At 73.6% G+C, this 13581-nt stretch carries 13 protein-coding genes; 12 read left to right on the top strand and 1 reads right to left on the bottom strand.

The features are described 5' to 3' along the window. Positions 1-123: 123 nt before the first annotated feature. From RTG05_RS20210 to RTG05_RS20155, 12 genes are all read left to right on the top strand, one after another. Positions 124-1611, top strand: coding sequence for a hypothetical protein (locus RTG05_RS20210; protein WP_315912083.1), 1488 nt, complete (start codon positions 124-126; stop codon positions 1609-1611). After that, positions 1608-3122: an SCO6880 family protein gene (locus tag RTG05_RS20205; RefSeq protein ID WP_166526602.1), complete on the top strand. Its 1515-nt coding sequence runs from the start codon at positions 1608-1610 to the stop codon at positions 3120-3122. Before RTG05_RS20210 ends, RTG05_RS20205 begins: the two co-directional genes overlap by 4 nt. Beyond that, positions 3119-4624, top strand: a complete 1506-nt coding sequence (locus RTG05_RS20200) for a putative type IV secretion/conjugal transfer ATPase (RefSeq protein WP_166526601.1) — start codon at positions 3119-3121, stop codon at positions 4622-4624. The genes RTG05_RS20205 and RTG05_RS20200 overlap by 4 nt, the downstream gene beginning before the upstream one ends. Next, complete coding sequence (locus tag RTG05_RS20195; RefSeq protein WP_166526600.1) at positions 4621-5790, top strand: M23 family metallopeptidase; 1170 nt, start codon at positions 4621-4623, stop codon at positions 5788-5790. Before RTG05_RS20200 ends, RTG05_RS20195 begins: the two co-directional genes overlap by 4 nt. Positions 5791-5851: 61 nt before the next feature. Beyond that, entirely contained in the window at positions 5852-7771 is a 1920-nt protein-coding gene (locus tag RTG05_RS20190; RefSeq protein WP_208104685.1) for a type IV secretory system conjugative DNA transfer family protein, read from the top strand. Continuing rightward, a complete protein-coding gene (locus RTG05_RS20185; RefSeq protein WP_166526599.1) occupies positions 7768-8301 on the top strand; it encodes a hypothetical protein in 534 nt (177 codons plus the stop codon). The genes RTG05_RS20190 and RTG05_RS20185 overlap by 4 nt, the downstream gene beginning before the upstream one ends. Further along, positions 8298-8867, top strand: a complete 570-nt coding sequence (locus tag RTG05_RS20180; RefSeq protein WP_166526598.1) for a hypothetical protein — start codon at positions 8298-8300, stop codon at positions 8865-8867. Before RTG05_RS20185 ends, RTG05_RS20180 begins: the two co-directional genes overlap by 4 nt. A gap of 12 nt (positions 8868-8879) precedes the next feature. Then, positions 8880-9176, top strand: a complete 297-nt coding sequence (locus RTG05_RS20175; RefSeq protein ID WP_166526597.1) for a hypothetical protein — start codon at positions 8880-8882, stop codon at positions 9174-9176. A 3-nt stretch (positions 9177-9179) separates the two neighbouring features. Then, the gene (locus RTG05_RS20170) at positions 9180-9728 is read left to right on the top strand and encodes a hypothetical protein (protein WP_315912082.1); all 549 of its coding nucleotides are present in this window, start codon (positions 9180-9182) and stop codon (positions 9726-9728) included. Further along, positions 9712-10583 (top strand): IS5 family transposase gene (locus RTG05_RS20165; RefSeq protein ID WP_396349614.1). Its coding sequence is split into 2 segments (ribosomal slippage): positions 9712-10084 and positions 10084-10583, totalling 873 coding nucleotides; the frame shifts between segments, so codons are not numbered across the junction. The genes RTG05_RS20170 and RTG05_RS20165 overlap by 17 nt, the downstream gene beginning before the upstream one ends. A gap of 24 nt (positions 10584-10607) precedes the next feature. Next, positions 10608-11447 carry a hypothetical protein gene (locus RTG05_RS20160; RefSeq protein ID WP_166526596.1) on the top strand — a complete coding sequence of 280 codons (840 nt, stop codon included), beginning with the start codon at positions 10608-10610 and terminating at the stop codon, positions 11445-11447. A gap of 241 nt (positions 11448-11688) precedes the next feature. Next, complete coding sequence (locus RTG05_RS20155; RefSeq protein ID WP_166526595.1) at positions 11689-12327, top strand: ATP-dependent Clp protease proteolytic subunit; 639 nt, start codon at positions 11689-11691, stop codon at positions 12325-12327. A 315-nt stretch (positions 12328-12642) separates the two neighbouring features. Here the strand turns inward: RTG05_RS20155 and RTG05_RS20150 are convergent, their stop codons facing one another. Further along, positions 12643-13491 (bottom strand): M48 family metalloprotease, encoded by an 849-nt coding sequence (locus tag RTG05_RS20150; protein WP_166526594.1) that lies wholly within the window; start codon positions 13489-13491, stop codon positions 12643-12645. Positions 13492-13581 lie beyond the last annotated feature (90 nt).

Here is a 13581-nt window from a genome sequence, read left to right as displayed (position 1 = left end):
TTGTCTTCCCCGCTTTCGCCTGGGTCGGGGTTCGGACGGCGCCGCGCACGGGCGCTGATCGTCGTCGGGCTGGCGGTCCTTGGCTGGCTGTCGACGGCCGCTCCGGCGGCGGCCGATCCGGTGGTGTGGGCCTTCCCGGCCGATCCCTCGACGACCGAGGAGGCGTGGTCGTGCCTGCCGATCAATCCGTTCTGCGTGATCGGCGAGGCGGCCGGTGCGGTGGTCGCCGACGTGTGGATCAGCGCCATGCTCGCGCTGTGGGGAGCCGGGTTGTGGCTGCTGGGGCTGGCCTTCTCGGTGGTGGACGCCCTGACCACGCCGGACCTGTCCGCCGGCGGCCCGCTGGGCGCGGTGTATCCGGTGACCTTCGGCATCGGCGCCTCTGTGGCCGCGCTCATGGCCATGGTGAAGCTGGGCGCCGCGGCGGTACGCCGGGACGGGCAGACGCTGGGCCGGCTGCTGATCGGGCTGCTGCAGTTCGGCCTGGTCTGGGTCGGCTACGTCGGCGTGGCGGCGCTGCTGGTCACCGGCGTCTCCGGGCTGACCACCGGCCTGCTGCGCAGCCTGCTGGACATCGACACCCTGGCCGACTTCGACCCGTCGATCAGCGTGGGCCGCGACGTGGTCGACGGCACGGTCGCCACCGTGCTGGGCGTCTCCTCCATCTTTCTGCTGGTGCCGGCCAGCGTCGGCTACCTGTTGCTGATGCTCATCCGGGAGGCGGCGCTGATCCTGCTGGCAGCGACCTCGGCGATCTCGGCCGGCGGTCTGTTGGCGCAGACGTCGAGCGCCTGGTTCTGGCGCAGCCTGCGCTGGTTCCTCGCCGCCCTGCTGGTCGCCCCGGTCGCCGTGCTGGTCCTCGGGGTCGGCGTGACGATCACCGAGGGCCTGCTGACCGGTGCCGAGGAGACCAGCACCGAGGCCGCGGTGGGTATGGCGGTGGTCGGCTGCCTGCTGATCCTGCTCGGTGCCCTCTGTCCGCTCGCGCTGTTCCGGTTGCTGGCCTTCGTCGACCCGGGCACCTCCAGCGGCGCGGCCCTGCGCCAGTCCCTGGCCGGCTCCGGCGGTGTGCTGGGCGCGCTGGAGAAGCGCGGCGGTGGGCGGTCCGCCGGCGCGGCAGCGGCAGGTGCGGCCTCTGGCGGGGTGGCCGCCTCGGGTGCCGCGGCGCAGCTGGCCGGGGACCGCGCACGGGGGGAGTCGACCGCCGACGCCGCGACCAGCAGCCGGTTCGCCGGCGCGCTGCACGCGCTCACGGTCGGGAGCACGCAGGCCGGTCGGCTGGCCGCCGGAGTAGCGGCGTCGGCCGCCGACGTGCTCTCCGGCGCCGGCATCGGGCACACCGCTCCCTACTACGGGCAGGCGACGCGGAGCCGGACTCCGGCCGACGGAACTCGACACGCCGGCTGGACCTCTGCCCCCATCCAGCCCGGTGAGCCACCGCAGCCGGGCGAGGACGGCCGGTCAGCTGCCGCTCTGGCTCCGGATCCGCTGTGGTCACCCGCCGCCGACCGGGACGCCGGCACGGCGGCCGCAGCCGTCGACGGTGATCCACCCACTCCCCGGGCACCGCGGGGCGACACGACTACTGATGCCGGTGGCGATGCCCGATGAGCGCGCACCGCTACGGCGACTACACCAAGGACGTGTCGGGCTGGTTCCTCGGCATGACCGGCGCCCAGCTGGCCCTGGTGGCCCTCGCCGCGGTGCCGGCGCTGCTGGCGCTGAACGCCCGCGCCTGGGGGCTCTTCGCGCTGTGGCTTCCGGTGTGGGCGCTGCTAGCCGCGCTGCTGCTGGTGCCGATCCGGGGCCGGGTGGCCGGCCGCTGGCTCGGCGACCTCGGTCTGCATGCGATCGGAGGAGTCATGGGCTGGACGGTGTTCGGGTCCCGGGCCGCGGCAGGGACCGCCGAGGACCTGTCCGAGGCCGACCTGCCGGGGGCGCTGGCCGGCATCCGCACCCACGACGGGCCGCCCTACGGGCAGCTGTTCACCCGGCCGGTGGTCGTGCAGGACTGCGCGGCGCGGACCTGGGCGGCGGTGGCCCGGGTCGCCCATCCCGGCATCGGGCTGGCCGAGCCGGCAGACCGGGACCGGATGGGGGCCGGGCTGGCCGAGCTGTGCGAGCTGGCCGCGCGCACCGAACTGGTCGACATCCTCACCGTGCAGGTGCGCACCCTGCCCGACGACGGCGCCGAACGCACCGCCTGGGAGAGCGAGCACGCCCGCCCCGGCGCGCCGACCCTGGCCGCCCGGGTCAACGCGCTCCTGAGTGCCACCCTGACTCCGGCCGCGGTGCGCACCGAGGCCTTCGTCACCGTCGTGGTTGGCGAGGGCCGGATCGCCCGGGCCGCGCGGGAGAGCGGCGGCGGCGTGGACGGCCGTGCGCGGGTGCTGCACTCGGTGATGGCCGAGGTGGAGGCCGCGCTGCGCGGCCCGGTCGGCTGCACGGCGGTGACCTGGCTGGACTCCGCGGGGCTGGCCGCCGCGGTCCGCACCGGGTTCGCGCCCGGCGACCGCGGTCAGCTCGTCGCCGCCGACCTGGCCGCCGCCTCCGGTCAGCAGCTGGCCGCCGGTCTGCCCATGGCCACCGCCGGGCCCAGCGCCGCCCGGGCCGAGATGCGGCACTACGCGCACGACGCGTGGGCGTCGGTCACCGACACGGTCCTGCTGCCCGACTCCGGCGCGGTGCTCGGTGCGCTGGCTCCGGTGCTCGTGCCCACGACGGCGGGCGAGCGGCGCTGCCTGACGGTGTTCTTCGCGCCGCTGCCGCTGGCCCGCGCCACCCGGCTGGTCGGGCGGGAGGAGATGAGCGCCACCACCGGCAACGAGCTGCGCGCCCGGATGGGCTTCCGGCAGCGGGCCCGGCAGCGGCGGGACACCGAGCGAATCGGCGCCGCGGACGAGAAGCTCGCTGTCGGCCACGCGCTGGTCCGCGTTTCTGTCGCCGCCTGCGCCACCGTCCCGGCCACCTGGCCGGTGACCGAGCACGGCCGCCGGCTGGACGCCTCGATCCGCGCCGCCGGCTACGTGCCGCTGCGGCTGGACCTCGCGCAGGACTCCGGCTTCGCCGCCGCCGCTATCCCGCTCGGCGTCGGGCTGCCCGACCGCAGGAGCCGGCGATGACCCGCCGGCTCTCCCGGCCCGGGCGGGGCGTGGACGTGCTGCTCGCCGACTTCGGCCACCGGCTTCCCGCCTCGCCACCCGCACCTGCGGCGTCCCGAGAACGCGGACCGTTCACCCAGCTGGTGCCCCGCCGGGGACCGCGCGGCCGGGGCCGGGGCCGGGCGGTCACGCCGGCGCCGCTGCCGGTGTGGCGGATGACCTCGGAGCAGACGCCGGTGGTGTGGCCGCTGATCGCCACCAGCGGGTTGCCGCCGACCGGTGCGCAGATGGGCATCGACCTGCTCTCGGGCGGGGCGTTCTACTGCGATCCGGTCGGCTGGGTCACCGACGACGACATTTCGGTCACCAATCCGAACGTGGTCGTCTTCGGCAAGCCCGGCCGGGGCAAGTCGGCGACGGTCAAGGCTTTCGCGCTGCGGATGCTGGGCTACGGCTACCGCACGCTGGTCCTGGGGGACACCAAGGACGAGTACGAGCCGCTGTGCCGCGCGTTGGGCGTGGAGCCGTTCGTCATCGGTCACGGCCTGCCGGCAAGGGTGAACCCGCTGGCCTTCGGCCCGCTCGGGCACGGCTGGGAGCGACTCGATGCCGCCGAGGTCCGCCGCCGCGAGGCCATCATGTTCGCCCGCTGGATCGTGCTACTGCGCGGCCTGGTCGGCTCGCAGGCGGTGCCCTTCGGTCCGGTGGAGGAGACCGCGGTCTCCGAGGCGCTGCGGCTGCTCACCGGCTACGCAGGCGGCGCCACGCGGCTGACCGAGCCCACCGTGCCGCAGGTGTGGCGGGCGCTGGACGAGCCGACCGACGAGCTCGTCGCCGGTTGCCGGTACGCCGACCGGCGGCACTTCCTCGACGCCACCCGCACCCTGCGCGACGCCCTGGGTTCGCTGGTGAAGGGCTCGCTGGCCGGGCTGTTCGACGACCACACCACTCTCGACGTCGACTGGCGCGCCCCGATCCAGTCGCTGTCGCTGTCCCGGCTCGAGCCGCTCGGCGACCAGGCCGTCGGCATTGCGCTGACCTGCCTGAACTCCTGGGGGCAGGCGATGCGGGAGATCGCCGCCCCCGGCGATCTGCGGATCGTCGTCCGTGACGAGACGTGGCGGCAGATGCGCCTGGGCGCCGAGGCTATGAAGAGCCTGGACGCCAACCTGCGGCTGTCCCGCCGCGATGCCGACGTGCAGGTCCTGCTGGCGCACAAGCCCTCGGACATGCTCACCGCCGGCGACGCGAACTCGCAAGCCGTGGCTATCGCCCGCGACCTGCTGCACCTGTGCGACGTCAAGGTGCTGCACGGCCAGGACCAGGCCGTCGGCGACGAGCTGGGCAGCCTGCTGGGGCTGTCCCCGATCGCGCAGCGGGTGGTCACCGGCTGGGCGGTCGCCGGCAAGGGCCGGGCGCTGTGGCTGGTCGGCGACCGGGCGTTCAAGGTGCAGACCGTCCTCACCGAGCCCGAGCTGCGGCTGACCTTCACCAACCAGGCGTTGACAGGACGACCGGCATGAGCGGGACGCCGGAGTCCGTGGCCCACCAGCATGCGCGGGCGTGGCTGTGGAAAACCGCCGGGCCGATCGCCCTCCCGGTGCTCGCCGCACTCACCTTGTTACTGCTCCCGCTGGCCGTTCTTGCCGCACCTGAGGCGCGCACCGCGGCGGCCTCGTCGGGCTGCTCGACCGGCGGCACCGGCGCCACCGTCGCCGGCATCGAGCTGGACGCCGTGCAGATGGGCCATGCGCAGACCATCGTCACCGTCGCCGCCGCGCTCGGTCTCGAGCACTACGCCGCGACCGTGGCGCTGGCCACCGCCTACCAGGAATCCCGGATCCGGATGCTGGCCAACGACGGCAGCAGCCCGGAACTGACCGCCGAGCAGGCCGCGGTCACCGCCACCAGCCTGACCTACCCGCACGACGGCCTCGGGACTGACCACGACAGCGTCAACACCTTCCAGCAGCGCTGGATCGCCGGCTGGGGAACCGTCGCCCAGCTGATGGACCCGGTCTACGCCGCGCAGGCCTTCTACGCCCGCCTCGTCGAGGTGCCGGCCTGGCAGACCATCCCGCTCACCCAGGCGGCCCAGGCCGTGCAGATCTCGGCCGCCGGCGGCGCCTACGCCCACTGGGAGCCACTCGCCCGCGAGCTGACCGCAATGCTGTGGCCCGCCGCCCATGCCACCGCGGCCGACCCGGCCGCTGCGGCGGCCGGCGTCTGCCCGGGTCTGCCGGTGCCGGCCGGGTCGTGGATCCGGCCCACCGCCGGGGAGGTGACCTCCGGCTACGGGTCCCGGTGGGGCACCCTGCACGCCGGGGTGGACATCGCCGGCCCCCGCGACACCCTGGTGTATGCCGCCGCCGACGGCACCGTGCTCACCGCGGCCTGCACCAGTGCCTACTGCGACCGCGACGGCAGCCTGAGCGTGGCCGGCTACGGCAACCTCGTCGAACTCGACCACGGCGGCGGCGTGACCACCCGCTACGGGCACCTGTCGGCCTACACCGTCACTGCCGGCCAGCACGTCAACGCCGGGACGCTGATCGGTTTCCAGGGCTCCACCGGCAACAGCACCGGCGTGCACCTGCACTTCGAGGTCCGCGTCGACCGGTCTCCGGTCGACCCGGTGCCGTGGCTGGCCGACCACGGTGTCGACCTGCACGCCGCCACCCCCGGATGAACCGCCCACGGCCAGCAAGCAGAGGAGGAGCCATGCGCGCAACGAACGCAGGAGGTCCGCGGTGAGCGCCGGCCGGTCCCACCCGGACGTCGGCCCGGCCAGCTGGGAAATGCCGACTGCCGCCGCCCTGGTATGGCTGACAGCCGCCGCGCTGGTGCTGCCGGCCGGCCGCGCCGCCGCAGCACTCCTGACCGGCGCGGGCTGGATGTGGCCGCACGGGACGGCCGCCCTGGTCGCCTCTGTCGGCGGGCTGCTGACCGGCGACCGCACCGCCGGCCTGGATGCCGCCCAAGCCGCGGCGGCGCCGTCGCCGGCAGTCGTGTACACCGCCATCGCCGCCGGGTTTGTCCTCTATCTGGCCGGCAGCGGGGGAGCGGTCTGGGCCACACACCGGCTGCTGCGCATGCCATCCGGGATGGCCACCCGCGGCCAGATCGCCGACGTGCTCGGCCGCGCCCGGCTGCGCCGGGTCGCCCCCCTCATCCGCCCCGACCTGCTCCCGCCCGACCGGATGCTCGGCGCCCGACCGGCGGCCGGGGACCCGCACGCGGTGGGGTGGCGGCTGGGCCGCGCCGCTGTGCCCGCCGCCGGGGAGCTGTGGGTGCCCTTCGACCGGACCACCGGCGTCTACGGCCCGCAAGGCTCGGGCAAGACCCTCGACCTGCTCGCCCCGGCCCTCCTCGACGCGCCCGGCGCGGCGCTGGTGACGCTCACCAAGGCCGAGGACCTGCTGCTCAGCGTCGACGCCCGCACCACCGCCGACCGGCCGATCGCCGTCCTCGACCCCTTCGGGGCCGTGCCCGGCCTGCCGGAGCTGGTCTGGGATCCGGTGGCCGGCTGCGGAGACCCCATGCTCGCCGAGCGCCGCGCCAAGGCGTTCACCGCCGGCACGGTGACCGGCGCGGTGACCGGCGGCACCACCGAGGCGGCGGCCCGGTTCTACGCGTTCGAGGCGGCCAAGGTGCTGCAGGCCTACCTGCACGCCGCCGCGCTGACCGGCCGGACCATCGAGGACGTCCTGGAGTGGGCCGCCCACCCCCAGGCCACCACGCAGCCTGTGGATATCCTGCGCGGTCACCCGGATGCGGCACCGTTCTGGGACGGGCTGCTGCACGGCGCCCTGCAGGGTGACCCGCGCACCGCCGGGAACACCGCCACCACCGTGCAGCAGGCGCTGGCGCTGTTCTTCCAGGCCGACATCCGCCGCCGCTGCACCCCCGGGATCGGACGTCCGGCCACCGACGTCGCCGAGCTGCTTGCCGCCGGCGGCACCATCTACCTGCTCGGTCGCGAGGACCCCTACGCCTCGGCGTCCCCGCTGATGACCGCGCTGGCCGAGCACGTCCTGGACACCGCCCTGCAACTGGCCAGCAGGGGACCGACGGGTCGGCTGTGCCCGCCGCTGCTGGCCTGCCTGGACGAGCTGCCCTCCACCGCGCCGCTGCCCACCCTGCGCACCCGGATGGCCAACGACCGGGCATTGGGCGTCAGCTTCGTCTACGCCGCCCAGACCTGGCGGCAGCTCGTGCTGATCTACGGCGAGGATGAGGCCCACGCGCTGTTCGGGCTCACGAACGTGATCGTCGCCTTCGGCGGCGGCAAGGACGGCGCCTTCTACCGCGAGCTGTCCGACCTGCTCGGCACGACCCGGGTCCGGCGCACCTCCTACAGCTACGCCGGGGCCGGCTGGTCCCGGTCCACTCACGGCGAGACCGTGCCCGTGCTGCGGCCGGAAGAGATCCGTCAACTGCCGCCGGGGCGAGCGCTGGTGATCGCGGAGAACGCCCCACCGTTGATCGCCGGACTCACCCGGTGCATCACGGGGCCCCGCGGCGCAGAGCTGCTCGCCGCCCAGGCCGCCGCCCGCGACCGCGTCGCCGCCGCCCGCACCCACACCCCGCCGCTGGTCCAGCCCACTGGCCGCGCCCACGACGCCGCCGCCCGCGCCGGCCTGACCCCGACCCGACCGGAGATCCCATGACCACCCCGGACCTGGCGCTTGCCTTCCCCCGACCGCCGCAGGAGGTCCGCGCCGCTCTGGACCAGCTGCGGCAGGTCGAGGACGCCGGCCTTCCCCTCACCGGGCTGCATCTGCTGGAACGCCCCTGGGACCCGGCCACCTGCGAGCCACGGGTACGGGCCCAGCTGTGGCCCTGGCTGGACGCCGTCGCCGCCTGGCTCAACCACACCTACGCCTGGCAGACCGCGCACGCCATCCCCTCCTGCTGGCCGCGCCACCCGCATCTGGCGCACGAGCTCGCGGTGCTCGCCTGCCTGCGGCTGGCCGCCGCCGACACCACCGGCCCGCATGCGCTGGAGGAGTGGCACCGCTACGCCCTGCCCGCCTTCCACGCCCGCATGGCCGAGCGGCTCGGCATCGGCTGCCCACCGGGCCGGCACACCGACTGGCCCGCCCGCTCCTGGGCCGCCGACTACGACAGCCTCCAGGCGTCGGCTGCCCGGCGGGCGCTGTTCGACGCCGACCTCGCCGTCGAGGGAGGACACCGGTGAGAAGCACCTCCCCACGCGGGCACGAACGTGACGACTGGGTGGCGCTGGTCGACGGCGTGCGAGTCAGCCGACGCTGGATGACCCGGCACACCCCGCAGCTGCTGGCCGCCTGGCGCGACGCGCCGACCCAGCGGCGGCGGCGCACGATCGCCGCGCACATCCTGCTGGTCGCCGCGGATCTGGAAAGCGAGCCGGACGACGCCTCCGGTGACTCGGAGTGCGCCACCAGCGCCTGGCAGGCGACCGTGGCACGGATCGATCCCCGTCTGGTGGTGGGCCCGGACTGGCCGCTGCTGGCTGCCGCGCTGACCCGCGCCTCCCTCGCGGGCTACGACGTGGCCACCCGGCTACCGGAGCTCGCCGCCGCCGCGCCGCTGCCCGTCCGGCATCCCGGCCGGGAGCTGCACTGGCGGCTGCTCGACGACTGCCCGGCCGCCGTCCTCAGCCTGCCCGTGCTTCCCCGGACCGGTGGCTCGGCTGTGCACGGCGCGACGGACCATCCACAGATCCGCCGCGGCGCCCCACCCGGCCGCCGCGGCGGCCCAGCCTCGAACGCACCCCGCTGATGAAGGAGACACATGAGCCTCGACGTGCCCACCGATCCGCTCAGCTACGCCGCCTCGCTGCTGGACGCCGTCGGCGCCGACCGAGAGCAGGTACCCGCCGAGATTGCCCTGAACTGTCTCTACGCCGCGGAACTGCTCGAGCTCGCCGGCGGCCGCGCCGAACCCATCCCGCTGATCGACGGCGACCCGGCTGCGAGCATCCGCGCGGCCATGGGCGCCCTTGCTCTGCTGGACCCCGACACCTTCGCCCGCACCCAGGTGCTCGACGCTGCCCGCGTCGCACGGCGGGCCCTGCGCGGGCTGGGCTGACCGGTGGCCACAACCGTGCAGCAGCTGCTCGACGCCCTCGCCGAACGAACCCACGCACCCCGGGCGTCGACCAGCATCGAGGACGTCACCGGTGCCCTGGCGCACCTGGGCCGGGCGCTCACCGGCCTGACCCACGACGGCCTCACCCCCGGCAGCAGCCTCCGGCAGGCCACCGCCGCCGAACTCGCCGCCGCCTGCACGACAGCCGGGGGGCTGTGGCCGGCCACCGGGGGACCGCTCACCGACTTCGCCGGCGCCGCCGCCGACCTGATCGGCCGAGACCGGGCCATCATGGGCCGATCCCACCGGTGGGCCGTCACCGTCGAGCTCGCCGCCCAGGCTGAGGACTGCGCCCGGCTCGGCCACCGGCTGCTGCCCCGAGCCGCGGTCGCCGAGCTGAGCACCATTCGCCGGCTGGCCACGGCCGTGGAACGCGACGCCCAGACCCACCCACCCACCGCCGCCGGCGCGGTGGTGCTCGAGCGCCTAGGCCCTGTCCTGGCGATCTTGCATCGGTGTGATTCAGGCTTGGTCCGTGGTCGGCCGACATGAACTCACCGACGCCGCCTGGGCCCGGATCGAGCCGCTGCTGCCGGCGACCGGTGGTCGGGGTGGGCGGTGGCGCGATCACCGGCAGGTGATCAACGGCATCCTGTGGCAGGCCAAGACCGGCGTGCCGTGGCGGGATCTGCCCGAGCGCTACGGGCCGTGGAAGACCGTGCACGAGCGGCTGCGCAAGTGGACCGCCGATGGCACCTGGGACCGCATCCTCACCCAGGTGGTAGTCAAGGATGACGCCGTCAGCGTGGTGGAGTGGACGATCAGCGTGGACTCCTCCTCAGTTCGGGCGCACCAGCACGCCGCTGGCGCCCGGAAAAAGGGGGCTGCAGCGACCCGGTCGAGGCGCTCGCCGTTGACGGCGAGGCGCTCGGCCGCTCCCGGGGCGGGCTGACCAGCAAGATCCATCTGGCCGTGGATGGGCGTGGGCTGCCGCTGTCGGTGCTCTGCACGCCCGGTCAGGCCGGGGACAACCCGCAGCTGCTGCCCTTGCTCGACGGGATCCGGGTGCCCCGCGTCGGCCCCGGGCGGCCGCGCAAGCGCCCCGATCACCTGATCGCTGACAAGGCCTACTCCCATCCCTCCACCCGACGGGCGCTGCGCCGCCGCGGGATCGCGCACACGATCCCGGAGAAGCGCGACCAGCGGGCGCACCGGCGCTCCCGAGGGTCGGCCGGCGGGCGACCGCCGAAGTTCGACCGCGACCGATACAAGCAGCGCAACGTCGTCGAGCGGTGCTTCAACCGGCTCAAGCAGTTCCGCGCCCTGGCCACCCGCTACGCCAAGCGGGCCGCCTACTACCGGGCCACGCTGCTGCTGGTCAGCGCGGTGCTCTGGCTCCGCGCATGATCCGCGGGACAGGCCCTAGTTCCCGTGCCCGCCGTCCCCGGCACCAGCCGGGACCTCACCGCTGCAGACGCGGCCGGTGCGCTCACCGCCGCCCTGGACCGGGCCGCGCGGACCGACGAACTGACGCTGCGGGAGTTCCGAGCCGCCGTCGCCGCCGTCGAGATCGGCAGCCGCTGCGCCGCCGCGGTCAGCGCCGCCACCACCGGCCGCGAACCCGGACCGCTGCTGGTCACCGCGGCCGCCTGGCAGCTGGCCGGCCGCATCAGCATGACCTTCGACGACGGCCAGCCGACTAGGCACACCGACCCACGCGGGGTCATCCGGTCCGCGCAGACCTTCGCCGACAGCCTGCGCGCGGACATCGGCTCGCCCGCCGACCTAGCGGCCCTCCTCGACCGCGACGACGTCCCAAGCCTGGCCGGCCGCGTTCAGCAGATCGCCACGCAGCTCCCCGTGCTCGCCGACCAGCTCACCGCGGCCGTGCGGCACTGGGCACGCACCGGGCAGCTGCATGCCAACGCCCGCCACCTGCCACCCATGGATGAGATGCCCGAACAGCGAATCGGGGACGTCATCGCCGGTCGCCGCGTCCAGGCCCGCGGGCGGGACCTCGACGACCTCGGCGACGCTGTGCGCCGCGCCGGTTCGCTATCAGTTGCGCTGGTCGACGCGCTTCACTGCACCGACCGGCCGGCGCGGCCCAGTTCGACACCTCACACCAGCGGCCATGCCTCACCGGCTCGGCCCCAGGGCGAGCCCGAGCGTCTGCTCGGCCGTGCCCAACGCGTGGCTCAAGCCCTCGATTCGGCCCGGCAACCCTTGCACCGCCACCACTGCGGCACGCCATTGACGCCGGAGCCGTAGATCCGTCGGGCCGGCGATTTTCTCCACTGACGAACGCGACTGTGGTGACGTTCGACGGCGCGCCGCAGCGCCGGACCGGTCGTCGCCCTAATGTCATCGAGGCACCCATGTCAATGGCATTCTGCGGTAAGCGCAACAATTCTGCAGTTGGCGTAAAGAACCATTTGGTCATGCTTTCCCGCTTCATTGCCGAGAGACTTCCGGCGACGGTCACCCTGCTCGACGGAAGGTCTGAAGACCCATGAACCCCGGCGCAACAAACGAGAACATCTCCCAGCTCCGCGGCACGGGGGCGCCCGCGAACCTGCAGGACGCCATCTTTGAGAGACTGCTGCGCGAACGCATCATCTTCCTGGGCACCCAGGTCGACGACGACATCGCCAATCAGCTGTGCGCGCAGATGCTGCTGCTGTCGGCCGACGACCCGCACCGGGACGTCCACCTCTACATCAACTCACCCGGCGGCTCGGTCAGCGCCGGCATGGCCGTCTACGACACGATGCGGTTCATCGACTGCGACGTCGCCACCTACGGCATGGGCATGGCCGCCTCGATGGGGCAGTTCCTGCTCACCGCCGGCACGCCGGGCAAGCGCTTCTCGCTGCCCCGGACACGGATCATGATGCACCAGCCCTCGGGCGGGGTCGGCGGCACAGAGTCGGACATCGCCATCCAGGCCGACATGCTGCGCAATCTGAAGCGCGAGCTCAATGAGCTGCAGTCGCAGCACTCCGGTCAGCCGGTCCAGCAGATCGAGCGTGACTCCGACCGCGACCGCTGGTTCACCCCTGAGCAGGCGCTCGAGTACGGCCTGATCGACCACGTCGTGGCCACCGCCTCGGCGTTGCCGGTGTCCGACAATCCGATCACCGTGCATTGACCTGCCACGGCGCCCGCCCGCCCGGCCAGGCCGCCGGACGAACCTAGCCGGGGTGTTCTGTCGGTCAGGCGATCGGCCGCTTTCCCACCAGCACGTTGACCGGCACGTCCTCGACCAACCTCTCCCCGGACGCGGCGTGGGGGTGCAGCACCGTCGGTAGGCCTCGGCCGTCGAACCTGTGAAGTCACCGTTCACGCAGGTGAGCATCCTCAGCATCCTCAGCATCGGCGCAAGACACATCTCTATCCGCACGGGCCCCCATGCCACCGACGCCAGAGGGCGGACACCATCTGGCGTCCAGCCCTGGTCGGGTCGTCAGACCGTCGCTCCGGCCGGGTGGCTTCGGTCCAGCTTCTGCCGTGCCGTCGCCAAGGCCGATCCCAGTTCCAGTCTGTCGACGAAGGCGTCGGCTGCCCGTTCTCTGTCACGACTGATCGCGGCCTCGACAACCGGTTGGACGTAGGCGGCGAGAAGGGCAGCGCTCAGCACGGCGATCGTCGACGAGGCTTGTGCGCCAGAGCTTCCACCGGTCGCGACCCGACAGATGGCCACGGCGACAACGACCGGTGTGAGCACCGCACCGGCGCCGAAGGGCCGGATCCTGTGGCCGAGTCGGACGGCGAACAGCCGGACGGTTTGCCAGGGCCAGGTCAGCCACCAGATCACGAGTCCGTGCCGGGTGTCGCCAGCGGCGTGGTGGCCGACCTCATGCAGCGCCACCGCCAGTAGCTCGTCCCGGGTCAGGTGACCGGCGTACACCCGTTGCAGGAGGCCGGTGGTGATCGCGATGGAGTGACGTCCCGCTGCAAAGGCGTTCGGCTGACTGTCCTCGATGACGTACCAGTCTAAGTCCCGTGCCACGGGAGCGCCGACGAGTCCGCATCGTAGGTGTTCACATTCTCCCTGTAGCCAGTTCAGCCATTCGGCGTCCCGGCCGGTCGGCCTGCGGAAATGGAACATGGTGCCGACGACGAAGCGCTCCACGGGACGTTGCGGCAATAGCAGCGGCGCGCACACGAGCCAGGCGATCACGGCGATCAGGGTCGACCGGGTCAGCCAACTGAACGCGAATGTCACCAATAAGGTGCTGAGCAGCACGGCCGGTGCGGCAGCCGACAGCCGACAGGCATCTCTACGGCGGCGTTTCCATTCGGCGTTCGCCATCTCCACTCCTGGGACTCGTCGTCCAGACCTGTGCTGCCACTCTGCACCAGGCGGGTGACAAGATGCCGGGGTCGTCACCGGCGCCGATGC

This window comes from Geodermatophilus sp. DSM 44513 (genome assembly GCF_032460525.1).
GTDB lineage: Bacteria > Actinomycetota > Actinomycetes > Mycobacteriales > Geodermatophilaceae > Geodermatophilus.
Note: the sequence above shows the minus strand (reverse complement) of the source record. Positions and strands in the feature narration are given on the sequence as shown.